The 24,884-nt window shown below is 63.0% G+C and carries 19 protein-coding genes; 7 read left to right on the top strand and 12 right to left on the bottom strand.

Annotated elements, in window-relative coordinates; genetic code table 11:
• The coding region (locus AWB80_RS02680) for a phosphoenolpyruvate carboxylase (protein WP_143327950.1) at positions 1–255 on the top strand (255 nt) is incomplete at its 5' end.
• 41 nt (positions 256–296) lie between these two features.
• Here AWB80_RS02680 and AWB80_RS02675 read toward each other — a convergent pair.
• A complete protein-coding gene (locus AWB80_RS02675) occupies positions 297–1,061 on the bottom strand; it encodes a class I SAM-dependent methyltransferase (protein WP_061173054.1) in 765 nt (254 codons plus the stop codon).
• 114 nt (positions 1,062–1,175) lie between these two features.
• Here AWB80_RS02675 and AWB80_RS02670 point away from each other — a divergent pair, with 114 nt between their 5' ends.
• The 3 genes from AWB80_RS02670 (at position 1,176) to AWB80_RS02660 (ending at position 4,528) form a co-directional block, all read left to right on the top strand.
• Positions 1,176–1,982 (top strand): helix-turn-helix transcriptional regulator, encoded by an 807-nt coding sequence (locus AWB80_RS02670; protein ID WP_061173053.1) that lies wholly within the window; start codon positions 1,176–1,178, stop codon positions 1,980–1,982.
• 55 nt (positions 1,983–2,037) lie between these two features.
• Positions 2,038–3,441 (top strand): argininosuccinate lyase, encoded by a 1,404-nt coding sequence (gene argH, locus AWB80_RS02665; RefSeq protein WP_061173052.1) that lies wholly within the window; start codon positions 2,038–2,040, stop codon positions 3,439–3,441.
• A 154-nt stretch (positions 3,442–3,595) separates the two neighbouring features.
• Entirely contained in the window at positions 3,596–4,528 is a 933-nt protein-coding gene (locus AWB80_RS02660) for a bestrophin family protein (RefSeq protein WP_061173051.1), read from the top strand.
• On the opposite strand, the gene AWB80_RS02655 is transcribed toward AWB80_RS02660, so the two are convergent.
• A complete protein-coding gene (locus tag AWB80_RS02655; RefSeq protein WP_160147403.1) occupies positions 4,525–4,965 on the bottom strand; it encodes a T6SS amidase immunity protein Tai4 family protein in 441 nt (146 codons plus the stop codon). The two genes, AWB80_RS02660 and AWB80_RS02655, sit on opposite strands and share 4 nt — an antisense overlap.
• A gap of 203 nt (positions 4,966–5,168) precedes the next feature.
• Here AWB80_RS02655 and gstA point away from each other — a divergent pair, with 203 nt between their 5' ends.
• Positions 5,169–5,774 carry a glutathione transferase GstA gene (gene gstA, locus AWB80_RS02650; protein ID WP_061173050.1) on the top strand — a complete coding sequence of 202 codons (606 nt, stop codon included), beginning with the start codon at positions 5,169–5,171 and terminating at the stop codon, positions 5,772–5,774.
• A 79-nt stretch (positions 5,775–5,853) separates the two neighbouring features.
• Here the strand turns inward: gstA and AWB80_RS02645 are convergent, their stop codons facing one another.
• The 4 genes from AWB80_RS02645 to apbC form a co-directional block, all read right to left on the bottom strand.
• Positions 5,854–8,139 (bottom strand): arginine/lysine/ornithine decarboxylase, encoded by a 2,286-nt coding sequence (locus tag AWB80_RS02645; RefSeq protein ID WP_061173049.1) that lies wholly within the window; start codon positions 8,137–8,139, stop codon positions 5,854–5,856.
• Between the two features lie 106 nt (positions 8,140–8,245).
• Positions 8,246–8,815, bottom strand: a complete 570-nt coding sequence (gene dcd, locus AWB80_RS02640; protein WP_035508313.1) for a dCTP deaminase — start codon at positions 8,813–8,815, stop codon at positions 8,246–8,248.
• A 76-nt stretch (positions 8,816–8,891) separates the two neighbouring features.
• Positions 8,892–9,425, bottom strand: a complete 534-nt coding sequence (locus AWB80_RS02635) for a superoxide dismutase family protein (protein ID WP_061173048.1) — start codon at positions 9,423–9,425, stop codon at positions 8,892–8,894.
• 119 nt (positions 9,426–9,544) lie between these two features.
• Positions 9,545–10,633: an iron-sulfur cluster carrier protein ApbC gene (gene apbC / locus AWB80_RS02630; protein ID WP_061173113.1), complete on the bottom strand. Its 1,089-nt coding sequence runs from the start codon at positions 10,631–10,633 to the stop codon at positions 9,545–9,547.
• Positions 10,634–10,897: 264 nt separating this feature from the next.
• On the opposite strand from apbC, the gene AWB80_RS02625 reads away from it, so the two are divergent.
• Entirely contained in the window at positions 10,898–11,554 is a 657-nt protein-coding gene (locus tag AWB80_RS02625; protein ID WP_061173047.1) for a YiaD family glycine zipper/OmpA-like lipoprotein, read from the top strand.
• Between the two features lie 361 nt (positions 11,555–11,915).
• A complete protein-coding gene (metG, locus tag AWB80_RS02620) occupies positions 11,916–14,045 on the top strand; it encodes a methionine--tRNA ligase (protein ID WP_208635593.1) in 2,130 nt (709 codons plus the stop codon).
• A gap of 71 nt (positions 14,046–14,116) precedes the next feature.
• Here the strand turns inward: metG and AWB80_RS02615 are convergent, their stop codons facing one another.
• From AWB80_RS02615 to AWB80_RS02590, 6 genes are all read right to left on the bottom strand, one after another.
• The gene (locus AWB80_RS02615) at positions 14,117–14,638 is read right to left on the bottom strand and encodes a fimbrial protein (RefSeq protein WP_061173046.1); all 522 of its coding nucleotides are present in this window, start codon (positions 14,636–14,638) and stop codon (positions 14,117–14,119) included.
• A 37-nt stretch (positions 14,639–14,675) separates the two neighbouring features.
• Entirely contained in the window at positions 14,676–15,764 is a 1,089-nt protein-coding gene (locus AWB80_RS02610) for a fimbrial protein (protein ID WP_061173045.1), read from the bottom strand.
• A gap of 9 nt (positions 15,765–15,773) precedes the next feature.
• The gene (locus AWB80_RS02605; RefSeq protein WP_244206355.1) at positions 15,774–18,428 is read right to left on the bottom strand and encodes a fimbria/pilus outer membrane usher protein; all 2,655 of its coding nucleotides are present in this window, start codon (positions 18,426–18,428) and stop codon (positions 15,774–15,776) included.
• A gap of 284 nt (positions 18,429–18,712) precedes the next feature.
• Positions 18,713–19,456: a fimbria/pilus periplasmic chaperone gene (locus tag AWB80_RS02600; RefSeq protein WP_061173043.1), complete on the bottom strand. Its 744-nt coding sequence runs from the start codon at positions 19,454–19,456 to the stop codon at positions 18,713–18,715.
• Positions 19,457–19,685: 229 nt separating this feature from the next.
• Positions 19,686–20,219 (bottom strand): fimbrial protein, encoded by a 534-nt coding sequence (locus AWB80_RS02595; RefSeq protein ID WP_087130896.1) that lies wholly within the window; start codon positions 20,217–20,219, stop codon positions 19,686–19,688.
• Positions 20,220–20,745: 526 nt separating this feature from the next.
• Positions 20,746–24,864 carry a translocation/assembly module TamB domain-containing protein gene (locus AWB80_RS02590; protein ID WP_061173042.1) on the bottom strand — a complete coding sequence of 1,373 codons (4,119 nt, stop codon included), beginning with the start codon at positions 24,862–24,864 and terminating at the stop codon, positions 20,746–20,748.
• Between the last annotated feature and the right edge of the window lie 20 nt (positions 24,865–24,884).

Here is a 24,884-nt window from a genome sequence, read left to right as displayed (position 1 = left end):
TTCGACAAGATCGTCGCGGAGCATGAGCGCACGTCGAACGTGCTGGCCGAGATCACCGGCAAAGGCGAGCGTCTCGCGGACAACCCGCTGCTTGCGCGCTCGATCAAGAACCGCTTTCCGTATCTCGATCCGCTCAATCACTTGCAGGTCGAGTTGCTGAAGCGGCATCGCTCGGGGGATCAGAACGTGCGGTTGCGGCGCGGCATTCACCTGACGATCAACGGGATTGCGGCGGGATTGCGCAATACGGGTTGAGTCCGGACGGCGTCGTGCGTTTAGCGCACGACGCCGTTTTGTCAGTCTCTTCGTTTCGCCTCGATCATCACCGCATCGAGTTCGAACGAACAATCTTCCTTCACGCCGAAGTACTGGCGCACTTCATCCGGCGCGCTCGTCCACATCGATCTGATCGCCGTCACGCGCTCGGGCGGCGTGCGCATGCGCGTCACCCACGATTCGAATTCCAGCGCGATGCGCCAGCGCTCGGTGACTTGCGCATCGAAACCGGCGGCATCGAGCATCGCGATCCATTCGTCGGCGCGATAGTCGCGGATGTGCGACGCGTCGCGCAGCAGTTCGATCGCCTGAATGTGCGTGTCGTAGAGCGGATCGTCGATGCCCGCGATATCGATGAACTTGAGCCGCCCGCCCGGCTTCAGCACGCGATGCACTTCCTTCAACGCAGCGGGCACGTCGCGCCAGTGATGCGCGCTCATGCGGCTCACGGCCCAGTTGAACGTGCCATCGGCGAACGGCAGCGTCTCGGCCGCGCCCTGCTGGGTACGGACCGTCGTCAGGCCGCGCGCTTTCGCGGCGGCTTCGACTGTCGCGAGCATCTGCGGCGCGATGTCGTACGCGACGATCTCGCGCACGTGCGGCGCGATCGCGAAGCTCGCGTGACCCGCGCCGCAGCCCATGTCCAGCACGCTCGCGTTGCCGCAGGTGGCCGCGAAAGTCGCGGAAAGATTTTGCAGATCCGCGCCGCTCGCGTGGACGGCGCTCGTGAGATAGGCGGCGGCCGTGCTGCCGAATGCGTCTGCGACCTGGTCGTGGTGTTTCATCGTGCGCTCCGATTTTCGTTCTGGGTGAGGGACCTGCCAGTACAATAGAGCCCGCTTTGTACCAGTACAAGTTGTGCAGCTATCCTGGTATATAAACCACCCGTCGATGTTTGAATGAACCTCACCGACAAGAACGAACCACTCGCCGAAACGCCCGCCCACGCGCTCGGCGAATTCATCCGCGCGCATCGCGAACGGCTGTCGCCACAGGCCGTCGGGCTCGCGCCGGGCCCGCGCCGCCGCACGCCGGGGCTGCGTCGCGAGGAAGTCGCGCAACTGTGCGGCGTGAGCCCGACCTGGTACACGTGGATCGAGCAGGGCCGCCCGGTGTCCGCTTCCGCCGATGCGCTCGCGCGCATCGCCGTGGCGCTGCAACTGTCGCGCGCCGAACGCGCGTATCTCTTCGAACTCGCCGCCCAACGCGATCCCGCCGAGCCCGATCCCGCGAGCCAGGACGCGCCCGCCGCGCTGTTGCAGACGGTCGCGTTGATCGGCGCGCCCGCCTACGTGCTCGACCGTCAATGGAACGCGTTGCGCTGGAACGAGCCGGCATCGGCGTTGTTCGTCGGCTGGCTGGATGGCGAGCATGACCGCAATCTTCTGACGTACACGTTCACGTCGCCGGCGGCGCGCGCGCTGATCGTCGATTGGGACACGCGCGCGCGGCGTCTCGCCGCCGAATTCCGCGCCGATTCGATCCGTCATCTGAACGACGCGCCGACGCGCGCGCTGATCGACAGTCTGAGCGCCGCGAGCGATGCGTTCGCGCGCTACTGGGCGTCGCAGGACGTGTTCGAGCGCGAAGGCGGCGAGCGCGCGTTCAATCATCCGGCGCGCGGGCGCATCGTGTTCAATCAGATCACGTTCAAGCCAGCGCACCGGGAGGATCTGAAGCTGGTGATTCTCGTCGGGTCGGCATAGTGCCGAATGTTAAAATTTTCCTCTTCCCGAAGCACAAACCGCTGAGAACATCACCATGACGTCCCAATTGCACAAAAAAGGCGAAGCCTGGTCGGCTCGCTTCTCCGAGCCGATGTCGGAGCTCGTCAAACGCTATACGTCGTCGGTGTTCTTCGACAATCGGCTCGCACTCGTCGACATTCAGGGCTCGCTCGCGCACGCGTCGATGCTCGCGGCGCAGAAGATCATCGGCGCGGACGACCTCGCCGCCATCGAGCGCGGCATGGCGCAGATCAAGGGCGAGATCGAGCGCGGCGAGTTCGAGTGGAAGCTGGATCTGGAAGACGTGCATCTGAATATCGAGGCGCGCCTGACGGCCCTGATCGGCGATGCGGGCAAGCGCCTGCACACCGGCCGCTCGCGCAATGATCAGGTCGCGACCGATATCCGCCTGTGGCTGCGCGGCGAAATCGACCGCATCGGCGATCTGCTGAAGGACTTGCGTCTCGCGCTCATCGACATGGCCGAGAAGCACGCCGGCACGATCATGCCCGGCTTCACGCATCTGCAAGTGGCGCAACCGGTGACGTTCGGGCATCACCTGCTCGCGTATGTCGAAATGTTCGCGCGCGATGCCGAGCGCATGCGCGATTTGCGCAAGCGTGTGAACCGTCTGCCGCTCGGTGCGGCGGCGCTCGCGGGCACGAGCTATCCGATCGACCGTCACGCGGTGGCGGCCACGCTCGGCTTCGACGGCATCTGCGCGAATTCGCTCGATGCCGTGTCCGACCGCGATTTCGCGATCGAATTCACGGCGGCGGCCGCGCTCGTGATGACGCACGTGTCGCGCTTCTCCGAAGAACTGGTGCTGTGGATGAGCCCGCGCGTCGGGTTCATCGATCTGGCGGACCGCTTCTGCACGGGTTCGTCGATCATGCCGCAGAAGAAGAATCCCGACGTGCCCGAACTCGCGCGCGGCAAGACCGGTCGCGTGAACGGCCATCTCATGGCGCTGCTCACGCTGATGAAAGGCCAACCGCTCGCGTACAACAAGGACAATCAGGAAGACAAGGAACCGCTGTTCGATACCGTCGATACGGTCGCGGACACACTGCGCATCTTTGCGGAAATGGCGGCGGGCATCACGGTCAAGCCAGAAGCGATGCGCGCGGCGGCGCTGCAAGGCTTCTCGACCGCGACCGATCTCGCGGATTACCTCGTGAAGCGCGGCCTGCCCTTCCGCGACGCGCACGAAGCCGTCGCGCATGCGGTGCGGATCTGCGTGGATCGCGAATGCGACATCGCGGATCTGTCGCTCGACGAGATGCGTCGCGAATTGCCGAATGTCGCGCATCTGATCGGCGAAGACGTGTTCGAGTATCTGACGCTCGAAGGCTCGGTTGCGAGCCGCAATCATCCGGGCGGCACCGCGCCGGATCAGGTCCGCGCGGCGGCGAAGGCGGCGCGCGCGGCGCTTTGATCGCTTCTTCCGAGGCGTTTTCTTCGTGACATTGAAGGCCGTTCGCAAGGACGGCCTTTTTTGTTGCCCGACGCGGCGACATGTCTCTGCGCGATGCGCGACATTTTCGAGATAATCGAGTGTTAGTCACTCGCGCTCATCGAAACGGCCGGTCATGATCATCCGCCCCAAGCTCAACTGGTTCCGGCTGCTGTTCGTGTGGCATGGCTCCGTGCTGCCGCAACTGCTGCCGCGCCTCGGGCTGATCTTCGCGCTGTCTGTGGCGGCGATCTTCATGCACGACCACATGCGAACCTATCCGATCGGGCTCGGCACGCCGCCGTTCGCGCTCGTCGGCATCGCGCTCGCGGTGTTTCTCGGCTTTCGCAATGGCGCGAGTTACGAACGCTGGTGGGAGGGCCGCAAGTTGTGGGGTTCGCTGCTCAATACGTCGCGCGCGCTGGCGCAGCAGGTGCTGTCGCTGCCTGACCCGCGCGATCGCGCGCACTCGCGAAGTTTTCTCGCCGCGCTCGGCGGGCTGGCGCATGCGCTGCGGCATCAGTTGCGCGGCACCGACGCACTCGCCGATCTCTCACCGCGTCTGCCGCCCGATCTCCACGCGCGCGTGGCCGCCGCCAGATTCCGGCCCGCGCTGATTCTGCTCTGGCTCGGCGAATGGGTCGCGCAACGCCGACGCGAAGGCGCCATCGACGGTTATGCGGTGCTCGCGATCGAGCACAATCTGAATGCGCTGTCGGAAGTGATCGGCGGATGCGAGCGCATCGCGACCACGCCGCTGCCGTTCTCGTATTCGGTGATGATTCACCGCACGATCTATCTTTTCTGCGCGCTGCTGCCCTTTGGGCTCGTCGATGGTGCGGGCTTGCTCACGCCGCTTTTCGCGTTGCTCGTGGCCTACGCCTTCATGGCGCTGGAAGCGATCGCCGCGCAGATCGAAGATCCGTTCGGGCTCGAAGAAAACGATCTCGCACTGAACGCGATATGCGAAGCCATCGAGACCGCGCTGCATGATATGGCCGCCGATGCTGAATTCGCGATGCCGCCGGCAGGCGGCCCGACGTTGCAGCGGAAGTTCGTGATCGATTAGCGAGCCTTTCGCTGCGCGCCGACTTGTCTCGTCGCGAGTTCGCTCAGCGCCTCGCTTTCGAAAAGATCGATGCACTTCTTTGTGCCGAACTCCGATTCGATCGAGCCCGTGTACTTCCGGTTTGCGTAGTCCGAAGCCAGGCGGTCGGCTGCATCGTACGCCTCCATCGGCAAATCACCCTTCTCGAGGTAAGCGCTCGCCGAGGCGTTGGCGTCGCTTTTCGCAGCAGCTTCGACGTACACCTTCGCAAGACATCGACTCAGGGCCCAGTCTTTCAGGAGCGTGATTTGCACGTCTTTGGGGGCGACTTCCGTCGCGGCGTTCGCTAATTGGTTCACCGCAACGAATGCGAGAGCGGTGGTCCGCAGCAATGTCAAAGTCACACACCAGCAAATGACGGCCTCGCATTCATAAATATCTTCTTTGGGTTGAGCCACAGTCTGATTGAATACTATTCTTTGTAATGCTAAGTACATACACGGAAATTCTTATTTCCGAGAGCGCTTTCACTTCGGGCCGCAGTTTGCGCGTACTTGAACGCATTCATCAATCAATGCGGCACAGACAATTTCACATTTTCGACCTTTATTCGCGATCGACATAGTTCATAATCGTGCCGGTTCATCCTGGAGAAATCGTTTTGAAACTGTTCTACAAAGCAGGCGCCTGTTCCCTCGCATCGCACATCGCCCTCGAAGAATCGGGGCTGCCTTACGAAATCGAAGCCGTCGATCTCAAGACCAAGATCACCGCGAGCGGCGCGGACTTCAACAAGATCAACGCGAAGGGCTACATTCCCGCCCTGCTGCTCGACAACGGCGAACTGCTGACCGAAGGCCCCGCGATCATGCAATACATCGCGGATCAGGTTCCGGCGATGCATCTCGCGCCGCTCAACGACGCCATGGCGCGCTATCGCCTGCAAAGTTGGTTGACGTTCATCGGCACCGAGCTGCACAAGAATTTCTCGCCGTTCTTCAATCCGGCCGCCAGCAGCGACTGGAAAGCCGCCGCGATGGCCAACCTCGAGCGCCGTCTCACCTACGTCGCGCAACAGGTCGACGACAAGCAGTTCCTGCTCGGCAACGAATTCAGCATCGGCGATGCTTATCTCTTCACCGTGCTCAACTGGGCGAAGCACGTCGATATCGATCTCGGCAAGTGGCCCGCGCTCGTCGCGTATCAGGAGCGTGTCGGCGCGCGTCCCGGCGTGCAGGCAGCGATGAAGGCGGAAGGGCTGATCTGAACCGTTCGGCAGTGCCTGAAACGACAAACGGCCCTTTGAAAGGGCCGTTTGTTTTTTGCAGCAGCGGATCAGACGAACATCAATCGCGCACGCAATCGACGAAATACTCGATGCGCCCGTTGATCATCTCGCCCACGAGCCCGTGGATATCCGTATGGAAGCCCGGGAAGCGCTCGTTGAACTCGCGCGCGAAACGCAGGTAATCGACGATCGTGCGATTGAAGCGCTCGCCCGGAATCAGCAACGGAATGCCCGGCGGATACGGCGTCAGCAGAATCGACGTCACGCGGCCTTCGAGTTCGTCGATTGGTACGCGATCGATCTCGCGGTGCGCGAGCTTGGCGAACGCCTCGGACGGTTTCATCGCCGGCTCCATGCTCGACAGATACATCTCGGTGGTCAGGCGCGCGATATTGTTCGCGCGATAGACGCTGTGAATCTGCTCGCACAGATCGCGCAGGCCGATGCGCTCATACGACGGATGCTGCGCGACGAACTCCGGCAGCACGCGCCACAGCGGCTGGTTGTTGTCGTAGTCGTCCTTGAATTGCTGGAGTTCGGTGACCATCGAGTTCCAGCGGCCCTTCGTGATGCCGATCGTGAACATGATGAAGAACGAGTAAAGCCCCGTCTTCTCCACGATGATGCCGTGCTCCGCCAGATACTTCGTCACGATCCCGGCCGGAATGCCGGACTCGCCGAATTCGCCGTCCACGTCGAGTCCGGGCGTGATGATCGTCGCCTTGATCGGATCGAGCATGTTGAAGTTTTCCGCAAGCGCGCCGAAGCCGTGCCAGCGGTCGTTGGGCTTCAGCATCCAGTCCTCGCGGTCGCCGATGCCCTCTTCCGCCAGCGCGTCCGGGCCCCAGACCTTGAAGAACCAGTCGTCGCCATATTCGGCGTCGACCTTGCGCATCGCGCGGCGGAAATCGAGCGCCTCGGCGATCGATTCCTCGACGAGCGCCGTGCCGCCCGGCGCTTCCATCATCGCGGCGGCCACGTCGCACGACGCGATGATCGCGTATTGCGGCGACGTCGACGTATGCATCAGATACGCCTCGTTGAAACGATGGCGGTCGAACGTGCTGTTCTCGCTGTCCTGCACGAGAATCTGCGATGCCTGCGAAATGCCCGCCAGCAGCTTGTGCGTGGAGTGCGTCGCGAACACGAGCGCGCCGGTGCGCGGCCGGCCCGCGCCGATCGCGTGCATGTCCTGATAGAACGAGTGGAACTCGGCGTGCGGCAGCCAGGCTTCGTCGAAGTGAAGGGTGTCGAGCAGATCGCCGAGCAGGTCCTTGATCATCTCGACGTTGTAGATCACGCCGTCGTACGTGCTCTGCGTGATCGTCAGGATGCGCGGCTTGATCTTCGGGTTCTTCGCGAGCGCTTCGCGCGCGAACGGATTCGCCTCGATCTTCCTGCGGATGTTCTCGGGCTTGAACTCGTCGCGCGGAATCGGCCCGATGATGCCGAAGTGATTGCGCGTCGGCGTGAGGAACACGGGAATCGCGCCGGTCATCGTGATCGCGTGCAGGATCGACTTGTGGCAGTTGCGGTCGACCAGAACGATATCGCCCGGCGCCACGGTCGCGTGCCACACGATCTTGTTGGACGTCGACGTGCCGTTCGTCACGAAGAACAGATGATCCGCGCTGAAGATGCGCGCCGCGTTGCGCTCCGACGCCGCGACCGGGCCGGTGTGATCGAGCAACTGGCCGAGTTCGTCGACTGCGTTGCACACGTCCGCGCGCAGCATGTTTTCGCCGAAGAACTGATGGAACATCTGCCCGAGCGGATTCTTCAGGAACGCGACGCCGCCCGAGTGCCCCGGACAGTGCCACGAATACGAACCTTCTTCCGCGTACTGCACCAGTTCCTTGAAGAACGGCGGCGCGAGCGAATCGAGATACACCTTCGCCTCGCGGATCACGTGCCGCGCGACGAACTCCGGCGTGTCCTCGAACATGTGAATGAAGCCGTGCAGCTCGCGCAGGATGTCGTTCGGCAGATGGCGCGAGGTGCGCGTTTCGCCGTACAGGAAGATGGGGATGTCGGCGTTGCGGCGGCGCACGGCGTTGATGAACGCGCGCAGCGCGACGATTGCCGATGCCAGCTCCGGCGTGTCGCCTTCGACGACGACGTTATCCGCGTAAGGCAGCAGTTCGTCGTCATCGATCGAAAGGATGAAGCACGACGCGCGGCTCGACTGCTGCGCGAACGCGGCGAGATCGCCGTAGCTCGTGAGGCCGAGCACTTCGGCGCCTTCTTTCTCGATCGCCTCGGCAAGCGCCCGGATGCCGGAACCCGAAATGTTCTCGGAGCGAAAATCTTCGTCGATGATGACGACGGGGAAGCGAAACTTCATGAGGCGATTCTCCAAATGGAAACGACCGCCGCCTGGGATGCAATCCCGAGGCCAGCGGTCTTTCGACAAGCGTTTGCTATATGCGTTTCTTAAAGCGCAACGGACGTCAGGTTTTTGGCAGCGTCACGCCGTGCTGTCCTTGATATTTCCCGCCGCGATCGGCGTACGACGTCTCGCACATTTCATCGCTTTCGAAGAACAGAACCTGGGCGACGCCCTCGTTTGCGTAGATTTTGGCAGGCAAAGGTGTCGTATTCGAGAATTCGAGCGTCACGTAACCTTCCCACTCCGGCTCGAACGGCGTCACGTTGACGATGATCCCGCAGCGCGCGTAGGTCGATTTGCCGAGACACACCGTCAGGCACGAGCGCGGAATGCGGAAATACTCGACCGTGCGTGCGAGCGCGAAAGAATTCGGCGGAATGATGCAGACATCGCCCTTGAAGTCGACGAACGATTTTTCGTCGAAATTCTTCGGATCGACGATCGTCGAATTGATGTTCGTGAAGATCTTGAATTCGTCGGCGACGCGGATGTCGTAGCCGTAGCTCGACGTACCGTAGCTCACGATCTTGCGGCCATCCTCGGTCACGCGCACCTGATCGCGCACGAACGGCTCGATCATTCGGTGCTCTTCGGCCATGCGGCGAATCCACTTGTCGGACTTGATGCTCATAGGGGACGCTACTCAACGGTGAACGCGAAAGCGCGTATTTTACGCGATCGGGCCGCGACGCAAACGGGCGCGGCCTCTAGCGGCGAATCACGCCGCAGGCGAGCGACGGGCCCACGTTGTGCGGCGCGCTCGCGTAAGGGTCGAGCGCCTCGCGGTGCAGCATGATCGCGCGCGAGATGACCGAGCGCACGCCGTCGAGCGAGACGTCCGTCGCGACGATAAAGCCGGTCGCCGCGCCGGTCGCGTCCGCGTGGATATTGCCGAGTTCGCCTTCGAGCCGCGACGACGGCTTTCTGCGCTCGGCGGGCAGCGCAAACACCGGGCTCGTGTCCTGATCGTTCACCGCGATGCAGTCGCCGCGCTCGTGCACGGTCAGCGCGTGGTCGCTGTTCGGCGGCATGTCGGTGAAGCTGTACGAAACCTGCACGCCGTCCGAGCGCTCGATCAGCGTGACGGTGCCGCGCGTCGCGTTACCGGGCGTGGGTTTCAGCACCGCGTCCGCGCGCTTCTCGTGATTCTGGAAGATGAGGCCGCAACCGCTCAGCATGACGCTGCAAGCGGCCATCGCGATCAAGGCGTGCAGCGCCCTCCCGTCGAATCTGTCTCTCATGCGATCCTCTCGGCGGCCCGCCGACGCCCAGTGCGTCCACGCTGCCGCGCATCGAAGGCGACATGATACCGCGAGCCGCATTGCACAAGGCTCGCGAAGCCTCGATGGATTGCTCTGAATCAGGTGTTCTGCACGACGATGCTCGGAAACTTCGATGTCATGTCGCGCTGACGCTCGGCGACCGAGATCGCGACGCGGCGCGCGATCGCACGATAGGTCTCGGCGATGCGGCTATCCGGCTGCGATACGACGGACGGCTGGCCAGCGTCGGTGCGCTCGCGAATGGAGATATCGAGCGGCAAAGACCCGAGAATCTCGACGCCGTATTCCTTCGCCATGCGCTCGCCGCCGCCCGCGCCGAAGATGTGCTCTTCGTGACCGCAGTTCGAGCAGATGTGCGTGCTCATGTTCTCGACGATGCCGAGAATCGGAATGCCGACCTTTTCGAACATCTTCAGGCCCTTCTTCGCGTCCAGCAGCGCGATGTCCTGCGGCGTCGTGACGATCACCGCGCCCGTGACCGGCACTTTCTGCGACAGCGTCAACTGGATATCGCCGGTGCCCGGCGGCATGTCGACGACGAGGTAATCGAGGTCCTTCCAGTTGGTCTGACGCAGCAGTTGTTCGAGCGCGGAGGTGACCATCGGGCCGCGCCAGACCATCGGGTTGTCCTGCTCGATCAGAAAGCCGATCGAATTCGCCTGGATGCCGTGGCCTTCGAGCGGGTTCATCGTCTGGTTGTCGGGCGATTCGGGGCGGCCGGTGATGCCGAGCATCATCGGCAGCGAGGGGCCGTAGATGTCGGCGTCGAGCATGCCCACCGACGCGCCCTCGGCCGCGAGCGCGAGCGCGAGATTCGCGGCGGTCGTGCTCTTGCCGACGCCGCCCTTGCCCGATGCCACCGCGATGATGTTCTTGACGTTCGGCAGCAACTTCACGCCGCGCTGCACCGCGTGCGCGACGACTTGCGAAGAAACGTCGACGGTCACGTTCGCGACACCGTCAACCTCGCGCAGCGCGCCCGCGACCTGCTCGCGGATCGCGGCAAACTGGGTTTTCGCGGGATAACCGAGCACGACGCTCACCGCGACGTTCGCGCCGTCGACGGCCACGTTGCGGATGCTTTTGGTATCGACGAACTTGCGGTTGGTGTTCGGATCGGTCAGTGTGGCGAGTGCGATGTCGATCTTCGCGCGGTCAATACTCATCGAGACTCCATGGAACGGTTGTTGCTTTTCGCCCTCGGCGGTTTGCAACAAACTGAGGAAATTGAAAGTAAATGTTAGCGCCGTTGCGCGCAGGCTCTGGCGCACTGCACTATCCTGCTGCAAATCTTTCCGGGGACGCATCGCATCGGGCAACCGGACGCCTTTCTCATTATTGTAGAGGGTCGTCAGGAGGCTCGTCCGAAGACCCTTTCGCACTGTCGGCACATCTCGCCGAATCGCTCGTCGTTTTTAAGGAGATCGAAGATGAACACTAAATTCTTCACCCGTCTGTCCGTGTTTGCCGTGGCAGGCGCACTCGTCGCCGGCTGCGCCTCGCAGCAAGGCACCAACACCGCAGTCGGCACCGGCGTTGGAGCCGCGACCGGCGCGGGCATCGGCGCCATCTTCGGCGGTGGCAAGGGCGCGGCGATCGGCGCGGCCACGGGCGCGGCGGTCGGCGGCATCACCGGCTACAACTGGCAGTCGATCAAGAACAAGATTTCCGGCGACTCGAAGGGCACCGGCACGCAAGTGACCGAGCAGCAGGACGGCTCGCTCAAGGTGAACATCCCCAATTCGATCTCGTTCGACACGAACAGCTACGCAATCAAGCCGTCGTTCGATCCGGTGCTGAATTCCGTCACGCAGACGATGCAGCAGCATCCGGAGCTGGTCGCAAGCGTGGTCGGCCATACGGACAACACGGGCCAGCCGGCTTACAACCAGACGCTGTCGCAGAACCGCGCGCAGAGCGTGGCGTCGTACGTCGCGACGCACGGCGTGCCGGCGCAACGTCTGTCGGCTTCGGGCATGGGCCAGAACCAGCCGATCGCCGACAACTCGACGGAAGCGGGCCGCGCGCAGAATCGTCGCGTGGAAATCTATCTGCGCGCGACGGCGCAGCCGGGTCAGGTGCAGTAAAGCTTTTGATTTGAAAGGAGAAATCGCCACCGTGAGCGCGGTGGCGAGAGCGGTCCGGCCGTCGCGCGCATCAGGCTGAAAAAAATTTGAAACTTGAGCGCGTGGCGCGGGTCTTTCTTTACGGTAGGTGGATGGCGAGGCCATCACCTGCCATTCTCCTCTTGTCGTTGTTGCTCCGGGGCCCGATTGGACCCCGGTTTTTTTTTGTGCGCGTGATTTTCTCAGCGCGCGCTCTGCGCGGCACCTCCTCCCCTGAATGGCCCAAGGATCGCTCGGCACCCCGGCGTTCTCCCCCGCCCTGCTAAAATCAAAATCCGCCTTTTTCTCCAACCCCAAGCACTCCCACACGGGCCGCGCCTTTATGTCAGCACCGATTTCAGCCACTGCCACCGCCGCGCCTGCCGCCTCCGCCAGCGAAAGCGGCCGCCGCCAGATCCTCGTCACGTCCGCGTTGCCGTACGCAAACGGTCAGATTCATATCGGCCATATGGTCGAATACATTCAGACGGATATCTGGGTTCGGACGCTGCGAATGCATGGCCACGAGGTCTACTACGTCGGCGCGGACGACACCCACGGCACGCCAGTCATGCTGCGCGCCGAAAAGGAAGGCATCACGCCGAAACAGCTGATCGAGCGCGTGTGGAAAGAGCACAAGCGCGACTTCGACAGCTTCGGCATCTCGTTCGACAACTACTACTCGACCGATGCCGAGGAAAACCGCGCCCTGTGCAACACGATCTACGGCGCGCTTCAGCAAGCGGGCCTGATCGAGGCGCGCGATATCGAGCAGGCCTACGACCCGGTCAAGGAAATGTTTCTGCCGGACCGCTTCATCAAGGGCCAGTGCCCGAAATGCGGCGCGAAGGATCAATACGGCGACAACTGCGAAGTCTGCGGCTCGACCTACCTGCCGACCGAGCTCATCAATCCGTATTCGGTCGTGTCGGGCGCGACGCCCATCCGCAAGACGTCGACGCACTACTTCTTCAAGCTCTCCGATCCGCGTTGCGAAGAATTCCTGCGCGGCTGGGTGAGCGGCCTCGCGCAACCGGAAGCCACCAACAAGATGCGCGAGTGGCTCGGCGACAAGGGCGAAGCGAAACTCGCCGACTGGGACATCTCGCGCGACTCGCCGTACTTCGGCTTCGAGATTCCAGGCGCGCCGGGCAAATACTTCTACGTCTGGGTCGATGCGCCGGTCGGCTATTACGCGAGCTTCAAGAATCTCGCGGACCGCGTCGGCGTGGACTTCGATGCCTTCGTGAAGCCCGGCTCGAAGACCGAGCAGTATCACTTCATCGGCAAGGACATTCTTTATTTCCACACCCTGTTCTGGCCGGCGATGCTCGAATTCTCCGGCCATCGCACGCCGACGAACGTGTTCGCGCACGGCTTTCTGACCGTCGATGGCGCGAAGATGTCGAAGTCGCGCGGCACGTTCATCACCGCGCAGAGCGTGATCGACACGGGCCTCAACCCCGAGTGGCTGCGCTACTACTTCGCGGCGAAGCTCAACAGCACGATGGAAGACATCGACCTGAACCTGGAGGACTTCCAGGCGCGCGTGAACAGCGATCTCGTCGGCAAGTACGTGAACATCGCGAGCCGCGCGGCGGGCTTTCTCATCAAGCGCTTCGACGGCCGCGTGCAGGACAGCGCGATGAATCATCCGCTGATCGGCCAGTTGCGCGCCGCGATTGCGCAGATCGCCGGCTTCTACGAGTCGCGCGAATACGGCCGCGCGCTGCGTACGACGATGGAACTCGCCGACGCCGTCAACGCTTATGTCGATACGGCGAAGCCGTGGGAACAGGCGAAAGACCCGGCAAACGGCGTTGCATTGCATGAAACGTGCAGCGTGAGTCTCGAAGCGTTCCGCCTGCTGTCGCTCGCGCTGAAGCCGGTGTTGCCGAAGCTCATCGAAGCGGTGGAGTCGTTCCTCGGCATCGCGCCGCTCGTGTGGGCCGATGCCGCGAAACCGCTGTCGTCGGCGAATGCGATCAACGCGTACAAGCATCTGACCACGCGCGTCGATCCGAAGCAGATCGAGGCGTTGCTGGCCGCGAATCGCGAATCGCTCGCGCCGTCTGCAGAAACGGGAGCGGCCGCGCCCGCCAAAACCGTCGCGAAGAAGCAGGAAGACGCGGGCGTCATCTCCATCGACGACTTCGCGAAGGTCGATCTGCGCATCGCGAAAATCGTCGATTGCAAAGCGGTCGAAGGCTCCGACAAGCTGCTGCAACTCACGCTCGATGTCGGCGAGGAAAAGACGCGCAATGTCTTCTCGGGCATCAAGTCGGCGTATCAGCCGCAGGATCTGATCGGCAAGCTCACGGTGATGGTCGTGAATCTCGCGCCGCGCAAGATGAAGTTCGGCTTGTCGGAAGGGATGGTGCTCGCGGCGTCAGCGGCCGACGAGAAAGCCGAACCGGGGCTGTACATTCTCGAACCGCACAGCGGCGCGAAGCCGGGCATGCGCGTGAAATAAGACGCGCGTCTTCCGCAAAAGGCTCATCCACGGACGAGCCTTTTTTTTCCACACGCCAGGCGCGCAAAACCTCAGTTATAGGTGAAGTTGACCGTCGCGGACGTCGTCACCGTGCCTGCCGTCATCGTCCCGAGGCGATAGAACTGAGCCACCATCGGAATGGTCATGCTCGCGGTCGCATCCACGGTGCCGAGGCTGATCGCGCTGTTGAGCGTGATCGGCGTGCCGGTGGTCCCGCCTATCGCGCTCGCTTGCAGCAACTGCACGCCCACTTGCGTGGCCAGGCCCGTGTTTTTCAGCACGCTCGCCACCGTGTCCATGGTGCCTGCCACTGTCATCGAGACCTTTGCGGACGGAGAGCAGTTCGTCAGCTTCAGGCTGAACGGCGTCGGATTGCTGGTCGCACCGACCGCCGCGAAACTGCTGACGTATGCGCTTTGCAGATTGATCGTCTGTGTGACCGACCCGGTGTCGACGGTGCAGGAAGACGTCAGAATCTGCCCGGTGAAATTCAGGTTGGCGTCCGCTGCAAGCGCCGCACCGGTCATGGTCATGGCGGAAATGCTCAGGACAACCTTGATGGATTGCTTCATGGACGTAGTCCTCCTCGAGAAGCGTGATCGCACTGTCTTACTGGTAGGAAACGGTCAGGGTCATCGTCGTGTTCGCCGGACCTGCGCTCACCGTACCCGTGCGGTAATACCGCGCGGTCATCGGGATCGTGTAATTGCCGCCTGCCGTACCGCTGAAACCGCTCAGGGTCTGAAGGCTCGCCAGCGGGAACACGCTCCCGGTGGACGTGAACAACTGAATTCCGACGCCGGCTGCAGTCGGGCTTCCACTGAGCTTGGCGACGTTCGTCGCGGCAAGCCCATTGGTGGGATCGATTCTGTACATGACACTATGGATGGTGCCGGACTGCGTGCCGGAAACAGCGACGCCTGCCGGGCAATTGAGAAGCTGGATGTTGAACGCAGCCGGTCTCGGTGAAAGCGAACCGACCGCAGGAAAGTCGGAGAGCGTGAAGGTGCCCATCGGAACGTTGACGTCCGGCGTGGTGCAACTCATGGGGACGACATTGACAGCCGTGATGACGTATGAATCGGCCTGGCCGGACTGGGCGCCGCTGCTCGTATAGGGCGCGAGCTGGAGCACGGTGGAGGAAGCGATGGTCCCGCTCGCGGTGACCGCGCCCGTTTTCACGAGCGCGACGGCAATCTGGCCGCCCATCGGAAAGGTGCCTGAGAGAGGCGAAAAAACCGGGCCACCCCATGACGTGTTGAAGCCGTTCCACGAAGTCCACCCGGCATAGCCGTGATAGAGCGATCCGGCGAGCGCAATACCCACGCCCGGTATGTTCGTCTGGTAGACGTTGACGCTCGCTCCACCGGGACCGCTACCATACGTGACCCCCGAGGAAACGGTGAACGACGGCCCGACCTTGCCGCTGACGCCCGCTGCATCATTGTTGGCACTGCAACTCCACAGATTCGTGCTCGATGTGCTGTAGACCCAGTTGGTCAGAAGCGAGCCGACGGGTGCATCGCGCGGCACGGAAATGCTGCTGGGAAGCGTCAACGTGAAGGTTTGCACGGTGCCGCTGCACGTCGACGCGAATGAACGCCCGCACGAGAGACACAGAAGGAAAGCGAGCAGAAGGAACCGCATGCCGGTGTGTCGCTTGCCATCGGCATTCCTGAAAATCACGCGCTTGCTCATATTTGTCGCCTACTGGCAGGTTACGTCGGAGAACACGGGCATTGCTGACTTGCTCGTGCTCGTGACAGGCATCTCGTAATGGATCCTGCAAGTCTGCTCGACGGCCTCGCCCCATCTGATCGCGAGGTCCCCGCTTTTTGCCTTGCTGTAGAACATCGCGCGACTGCCCTGGCTGACCGTGCCGACGATCTTCCTGTCGGCATCGATCACGTCCGCGCCGAACGGCACCGGATCGCCGCCCGGACGACGCACGCGCAGAACCATCGCCTGCCCGCGATCTTCGGTGTCGAACTTCACGCGTACCACTGAACCGGCAGTCGGCGCGAAACGCTGCTCCGTGCTCTTGAGTTGAACGCCGAGCGCGAGGCCCTTGGTGTCGATTTCCACCGTGTTCAGCGAATAGGGGTCCATGCCCGCGATCAGCGCGTGACCGAAGCGGTCGACCTTCACGCCCGGCGACGTGGCGACGCGCGCGCCAGCGGCGTCCTTCGCTTCCACGATCGCGAAGGTGTCGCCTGTCTGCGGCGAGAGCACCACGCCGTCGTTGTACGCGACGATCGAACCCGCCAGTCCGCCGCCCGCCTGCGTGTATCCGTTGGCGTGACCCACGTTGACGCGCACCTGAGTGAATGGCGACAGATATCCCGCATTTGCGTTGATGCTGTTGCCGCTCTGGCCGCCCCACTGATGCCCTGCGGTGACGCCGTAATTGAACGCGTTGTTCTTGCCCGCCGAACCCGTGAACGTTTCCTGAATCAGGTTGCTGTTGTCGCTCGTATCGTGCGAATAGCTGGTCATCGAAGTGGCGGTCGACGAGCCGATATCGAGCGGGATGCTCAGATTGAGCATGTAGCGGTTATCCCAGCGAGCGGTGCTCGTATCGATTTCACGCGATGCCGATACGCCTACCCCCACCCGGCCGATGTTGACGTTGTAGCCCACCTGGAACGACGTGTCGCGACGCGGCTGGTTCCAGTAGTTCTGCGTGTAGCCCGACAGGTAGATCGAGCCGTACCGGTTCAGGTTCTGATTGAGCGTGAGCTGCAGGCGGCCCTTCTGAATGCCCTGATTGGCGAACGATGTGCCGCCCGTTGCGAGCTCGCGCAGGATCATCGCGTCCTGATAGTTCAGGAAGCCGCTCGTCGAATAGCGGTAGGCGGCCAGCGTCACATCGGTGTTCGTGGGCGTGAACGTGCGCGAATACGACAGCCGCAAACTCTGACCGCTGCGGCCCGGCGCCTTGGGAATCGTCGCGCTCGCCTGAGTCACGTCGAATCCGAACGCGCCCATAGGCGTGTTGAGCGCAACGCCAAGAGCCGCGGACATGTAGTCCTCGCCTCCGAGCACGCCGCCATACAGCGTCACGAGGTTGTTCAGGCCGTGCTGCACGCCTGCCTGAAACACGAACGGCAACGTGTTCAGCGCGGCGTTGCGGTACAGGCCCGCCGCCACGTTGTAACGCCACCGCCCTTCACGCAGCGCGTTGACGGGCGCCGCATACGGAACCGACGAAACATGCTGGCTACCGTCCGCTTCGGTCACGACGACCTGCAGATCGCCGCCATAGCCGTTCGGATAAAGATCGTCGATCTGGAACGGCCCAGGCGCTACGGTCGTCTCATAGATGATGTTGCCGTTCTGCCTGACCTGAACCTTGGCATTCGAGTTCGCGATACCCCGGACCACGGGCGCATAGCCGCGCTCCGACTCCGGATACATGCGATCGTCGGTGCCGAGCTGGAGACCGCGCACGCCGATCGAATTGAAGATCCAGCCATCCGTGTACGCGTCGCCGATCGTGAGCTGACTCTTGACGCGCGCGAACGAGCGTTGCAGATACGTCTGCATGCTCTGCACGTGCGTGCCGTTGCTGTAACCCGATCCCGACGCATTGGTGACGTTGCCGAGATAGCGAAAGCGCCAGGCTCCGATGTTGACGCCCGCGTTCAGCCCGAGATAGCTCTGGGTCGTCGAGAAACCATTGCCAGTCGCATGATAGACGTTGGCGTTGTACTGAAGCACGGCGGCATTGACGCCGTCGTCCCAGTATTTCGGGTCGACCCAACCGCGCGCGCGTCGGCTCATCATGGCCTGCGGCACGCTCACGTCGAGACGCTGCTCGCCCACGTCGAATACGGCCGTGGCCATCGGAATCAGTTCGGGTAGTGGCACGCCGTTCTCGCCCGCGCTGCTCAGCTTTGCACGGGCGGCTTCGCTCAGGCGCGCGATATCGACGCCGATGCGCAGAAGCAGTTCCTCGGTGAACGCCGGCTGCACGCCATGTCCCGGACCATTGGTCTCGCGCAATGTGACGTCGGATACGCCGATCCACGTCTGATTCACATACAGCGCCGCGCGATAGCGGCCCGCCGCCGCCGGATTGCCCTTGTTGAAGCGCGTGATATCGACGCTTGCCGCGCCGTTTCCGTTCAGAAATTGCGGGTTGAACTCGACCGTTGCGGGTTCGGGCGCCGGAGGCGGAACCTGCGAGGCCGCGTGACCGGGCTGTGCGGGCTGCGCGGGCTGTGCGGGCTGCGCGGATGCAGGCGGCGTCGCGCCCCCTCCGCCCGCGGACCATTGCCTGTCGTTGCCACTTTGCACCACCGCAGCCGCGTCCGTGGCTTCGTCTGCCTGTGCATGCGCAGCGGAGAACGCCAGCAGCACGGCGACGCTGGCCTGACTCAGCGACAGGACGTCAGCGTTCAGTGGTCTTATCGTCGGTCTTGAATGGCGATGGTTCATACTAAGCCGGAATCACAGGCAAACCCCGGGCTTGCAGCCGATGCGGATACGCACCGGCTGCAAGCCCGATAGAGGGCTACTGCCTGCTGTTGGTTGGCGAGCCGGGGCTCGAGTCCGATCGATGCTGATTGCCTGCTTCGCAGCGAGCCTGCGGAAGTCGCGACCCTGACTGCTCCGAACAATCGGCTACTGCTGGCGCGCGACAATCACTGCAATGCCGCTTCGTACTTCATGGCGCCCCCGTAATCGTTGAGCGTCGTAAACGAAACCTTGCCGTCCGCGGGCGCCATCCCGGTCAGCGGCAGCGAGGCTTGCCCGTGGGGCGCCACCATGTCTCCTTCATCGAATTTCGGCGCGTGATCGCCGGCGCCGATATGCGCCTCGATGATCGTGACGTGATAAGGCGTGGGATTCGATACCTGCAGCACGGACTTGCCCTGCTCCGTGACCAGGCGCCAGGTCAGTTTGCCCGGCGCGTCATTCGCATCGCCCGGCAGCCCGGCCGGCCGAAAGAAGAACTTCAGACGCGAGCGAAACGCGAGCTGCACGTAGTTGGCGCCGGCCTGAGCGGCTACGGGCTTGGGCGGCACTTCCAGCATGTTGAGCCACAGCAGGGTTTCACGATCCTGCGCCAGCGGTTCGCCGGTGTACGAGATGCGAATGGTCTGCGACTTGCCGGGTTCGATGCGCGCAAGCGCCGGCGTCAGCAGGAATGGCAGGTCGAGCCTGCTCGGGTCTACGCTGGCATCGCCCTTGTCGAGCCAGACCTGCGTCAGCGCCGGATTTTTGCCGATGTTCGTGAGCTTGAGCGTGACTTCGCTGTCCGCGGCGTTGTACACGACACGTGTCCCGGCTATCACGACGGACGCGTGAGCCGGCAGCGAGAACAATGCACCGGTGGCCAGAAGAGCCGTAGCAAAAAACCTGATCGCGAATGTCAGAAAATTCATGGGACCAACGATGGAAGCGACAACCGACGGCGAGACCCGCGATTCAATCGGATGCCTGTGACGCGGCACCGCGATATGCGCACGGATTCATCAAGGACTCGGACGACTGGGACCAGCCGAAAGCCGGCTGGACAGCAATCCGGACCGGATCTTTTCGACCCGTTTCAGGCGGGCGACGGCGACCGCGTTGCACGCCGCGCCTGAACGAGCGAGGTTCGTGCGACCCTGCTTACTGGTAGACGATCGAGTAGGTCACGCTCGTCGTGACGCTGCCCGCGCCCGCGGAACCGGCCGGCGAGATATATTGCGCGGCGTATTTGAGGTTTGCCTGGCCACCCGTAAGCGCAACGCTTTGCGAACCTTGCGCGCCGTCTGCCTTGCTTACGTCGAGCATCTTTGCAGCGCCGTTGTAGTCGAGCAGTTGAACTTCGACGGACGCTGCGGTTCCGTTGTTCTTCAGATTGCCGTCGGCCAGCGTGTTCGCGCCGTATTCCCAGAAGGTATGCACGTTACCGGTGGACGGCGTGCAGTTCGTCAAGGCGATGTTAAAACCGGTTGCCCCGGCGGTCGAATTCGCTTGCGAGAGTTGACTGGCGGAAAGCGTCGGCAGCGTGACCGTGAAATTCGGGCCCTGGCCACTTCCGCTGATATCACAGGTATTGGCGACCAGTTGGCCATTGATGGTCAGCACATTGCCAGCGTGCGCGGCGACGCTGGCCAGACCCATTGCTGCCGCGACTAACGAGAGAGCGAGTTTTTTCATTTTAAGCATTCCTTATCGAACGGATTTCGATTTATCAAACCAGATATATTCGCCGGACCTTTCAGGATTGCAACAGCACGCTTAAACCAGGCATGACGGTTGGTGATCACGCCTTGGCGCCGACGCAGACACTGACGGTCCGCGCTAACTATAAAGACTGGGCAATAGAATTTCTTTGATTAATTTCCTAAAAAATGCCTCTCTTTTAGAAGCCATTTTAGTTAAACGTTTTTTGCCATTTCAACATTTCAACTCATTGAACAATAAGGGGGAAAGCTATATTTTCATTGAATGTCGCATTATCTGATATATTAATTATTCGCAAAAAAACAGCAGCGCAGACAGCATTATTCCTTCATTATTAATTAAATTCAGGTTCGAATTCGATTACGATAAAGAGAAGGAATATCACCGATGGTGGCTAAATGCCGCCGATCACGCGTGAATGGCGCGGCGATAACAACGATGCGGATTCCGACCATCCAGCAGGTCCGCCGCTCGCGGAGAGCGGCGGCGAACCGATGACTCAATCCGAAGAATCGACGCCCGCGGATGCATCCGACGCCGCCGACGCCGAATCCGCCGCCGACGCTCGCGAGGCCGACGAAGACGACGACCACAACCGCGCCCACGAATTGAACCTTCGCGTATAAGACAGATCGACGCCCTGATACGTCCCGCCATACGCCGTCACGGCCCAGTACCGCGACAGGTTCAGCGTCGCCTTGACCGCGTTGCTCGCCGATTGCAATCCCTGTTCATAACCGATCACGAGCCGCTCGTTGATCGCCTTCGAGAGCAGCACGACCTGCGGGTCGGTCAGGCCCACTTCGCTCGAACCGACGGTGAACTCGTCCAGCCCGACCGTCTGCGCGATCTTCGCGCCGCCCTTGCTGCCGAGCAGCGCGAGCGCGCTCGTCATCGCGCTCTGCTGGCCGACGTTGTTGCCCTGATCCGTGCCATGCCCGAACAGCAGCCACGAGAGCTTTTCGTTATCGGGCACGCTCGGCTCGGAAATCAGCCTGGCGACCGGCGCCTGCACGGTGCCCGTCACCTGCACGCCTGCCTCGACTTCCTGATTGCGCCGCATCGCGAGAATATTGATGCCTGGATTCGCCACCGGCCCGTTGAACGTGAAAAAGCCGTTCTCGATATTCAGCTTGCGCCCGAACGCGGTGTACGACGAACCCGGCGTCGTCACGCGCACGTTGCCGACCGCGCGCAGCGGCATGTTCGGCGCGCTCATCGCCGTGATGGTGCCCGCAAGGCCGAGATCCGCGCCCGCGCCCTTGAAGCGAAAGCGCTGGCCGAGATTGATCTCGATGTTCGCGCGCGGCGTGAATGGCCCGACCGGTTTCCCTGCGGCCGCCGTGACCGGCTGGTTCTCGCCCTTGATCGTGCCGTCGGGGCGTTCGATCACGACATCGTCGCCGAGGGACGGCGCTGAGGATTCCGGAAGATCGAACAACGCGTGGTCGACGGTGAACTTGCCGTCGATCGCCATGCCGCCCTGCAGTCCCGCGTTGGCGATGGTCGCGCTGCCCGACAGCATCAGCTCGCGGTCCGGCGAGGCGAACAGCTCCAGCTTGTCCGCGATGATGCTCGCGGTCAGATCGGGCTGCTGCTGATCGAGCCGCACCTTGCCGGTCGCGCGCAGCGTGCCGCTCGCGCCGTGGAATTCCACGCGCTGAAAATCGACGAGATTCTCCGACAGCGCGATGCGAATGATGCCGTCCTTCAGTTGCACGCCCTGATCGACGACCGTCGCGGAGATGTTGTCGCCGGTCAGCGACCCCGACAGATTCGGCTTCGCGACGATCCCCGCAATCGCGAGCTTGAGCGCGATCTTGCCGCCGAGCAGATAGTTCGCGCCGAGCAGCCCGCCCGTCGTGCGCAGCTCGGGAATGTTCGCGTCGATGCCGCCGGTGAGCGGCGCGTTGTCGTCGAGCGTGAGCATGCCGTCGCGATTTACGAGCGGCGTGTGCACGTTCGCATCGATCACGCCGATGCGGCTCGCCAGCGCATGCAGCGACGCGTTCAGGCGATTGCCATCGCTGAAATCCGCGCGCGCCGAGATATCGGTGATGCCGAGCGCGGCCAGTCCGCGCGCGCCGTCGATCGTCACGTCGCCGGTGCGGCGCTTGATCTGCGCGTAGCCGGTCGCGGTAGCGCCGAGCGTGAAGTTCCAGTCGCCATCGAAGACGAGGTCCGTGCGGATCGGCGGCTCCGCGCCCGTCAGTTCCTGACGCACGTCGAGCAGATGCGGCACGGAGAGGTTCGTGAGCGTCCCCGCCGATTGCAGGCGGCCGTTTTCCATCGCGAACGACTTCAGGTTCAGCACCGCGCCTTCCGCGGCGAGCCGCGTCGCGCCGAGCACGAGACGCTTCGGTCCGTAACTCACCGTCAGCGGCGATTCAAGGTTCAGCGACGGCACGCCCTTGTTCGAGAGCTTGGTGATCGCGCCGTCCCAGTGCGGGCCGTCGGGCGCATCGGTGAACTTGCCGTTCGCGCCGAGCGCGACATTCACCGGCTGGCCGCGCACCTTGCCGGTCGCAGTGAGATCGAGCGTGTGATGCGCGCGCGTACCGTTCAGATTCGCGTCGAGGTTCGCGACTTCGATGCCTTCCGTGCTCGCATCGCGGGCCTTCAGCGTGAAGACGAGCGCGCCGTTCGCGCCGTCGCGGATATCGGCGCGGCCTTCCGCGTGACCCAGACGATTCGCGCCGAACACGACGCCATCGGCCTGATAGTTCGCCGCGATGTTCGGGTGCGCGATCGAGCCGGTCAGGTCGCCGTCTGCCTTGACCGTGCCCGTGATGCCGAAGCCGAGCCGTTCGAGCGCGGGCGCGTCGACCTTGAAGCGCAGGCGATCGCCGGGCGCGCCGAAGCTGCCGTTCAGATCGACGTTGTTGCCCGCCACCGACAGCGCCGCCTTGCTCGGCAGAAGCCGCGTGCCCGCAACCTGCACGGTGCCCTCGCCTGTCAGCGGCAGGTTGTCGTACATGCTGTCGGTGAGCTTGAAGGTCGCTTTGGTCGTGAGCGTCGGCGCGAGCTGGCCCGATGCGGCCAGCGTGCCGTTGACGCGCGCTTCGACGACACGCGGCGGCGCGGCGGCCTTCTTCGCCGTGCCCTTCTTCGCCGGCGCGGGCTTCTGCGCGATCAACTGCTGTTGCAGCAGCAGCGGATTGAAGTCGACGATCTTCGCCTTCAGATCGTAGGTGGAATTGGCGTCCTTCTTCAGCGCGCCGTTCAGTTCGACACGGCCTTTGCCGACCGTCAGCTTCACGTCGTCGAGCGTGGTCTGCTTCGGATCGAGCTTGACCTTGGCCTGTGCGCGGATCGCGGCTTTCGGATCGTTCAGATCGGCGGTGATGCGCTGCGTGTCGCCATCCAGCACGATGCCGATCGGCCCGGCGAAATCCGTCGGGCGCAGGGTCGGCTCGATCGCGTTCAGGTCGAGCTTCGCCACTTTCAGGTCGAACTTGCCCTTACTGCCCGCGAGCGTGCCGCCGCCCGTCACCGTCGCGTTCTTCAGAAGGCGCACATTGAGGTCCGTGATGCTTTGCTCGGATGCATCGAGCCGCACGTTCGCGTGCGCGTCGATGAGCGGCAGCAGCTTCTTGTCGATGGAACCCGGCTTCGCGTTGACGATCGACACCGGCCCGCTCACCACGAACGCCTTCGGGTCCGCGCCCTCGACGGGCTTCACCTCGGCGCGCACGGCGAGATCGGCCTCGGGCGCGCTCGGGCTGAATGCCTGCGGATTCACGTGATCGAAAGTGACGAGCGCGGATTTGAGCGGCACGTCGGCGAACGGCAGCGCCTCGACGTGCGCCTCGCCCTTGAGCTTCATGCCGCTCGCATCGACGTCCGCGATCAGGTCTTCCAGCGAGCCGGACAACCGCGCGCTCACGTTCACCGCTTCGCCGTTGACCTTGCCGGCATAGCCCGCGTCGCCCGACAGCGGAAACGGCCGCGCGCCGCCGTCGAGCTTCAGCGACGCCGTCACCGAACCGAACGGCGTATCGAGACGCTGGACCGTTGCCTGATGATGCTGGCCGTCGCTGTGGCCATTGAAGAGCAGGCGCGAGAATTCGGTGGTCGTCGTGCCCTGATGCACGCGCAGCTTTTCAAGGGAGAGGTCGTTGATCGCGAGTTGAATCGGCAGACGCAGATCCTTCGGCAATTCGGTCTTCTTGCTCGGCTCGTTCGACGGCGCGATGCGCGCATCGACGGTCCCGACATGCAGATAGTCGATCGTGAAGCGCAGCGGCTCGCGCGTGAGCGCCCAGCGGCCCGACACGCTGTCGACCGCGATGTCCGTGCCCTTGCCGTCCTTCCAGTGCACGTCGCGCAGTTGCAGGCCGGTGGCGATCGCGCCGCCGTCGAGCTTGCCGGTCAGTTGCCCTTTGAGGAACGACGTGGCCGCATCCCACGCGTAGCGCGTGCCGCGCTCGGTCGTCAGCACGTAAAAGACGCCGCCGACGGCCAGCCCGGCGATCAGCACGACGACCAGCACGAGCGCGCCGATCCAGCGCGCGAGACGCCGCCAGCCGCTCTTGCGCGGCGGCGTCTCGTTCGCGCCGCCGCCTTCGTCGCCGGGCGGCGGTGCTTCAGCGTCTCTTTGCCTGGTCGGGTCCGTCATGCCGGTTCACTATCCTTCAT

The organism is Caballeronia pedi, assembly GCF_001544915.2.
Classification (GTDB): Bacteria; Pseudomonadota; Gammaproteobacteria; order Burkholderiales; family Burkholderiaceae; genus Caballeronia; species Caballeronia pedi.
Note: the sequence above shows the minus strand (reverse complement) of the source record. Positions and strands in the feature narration are given on the sequence as shown.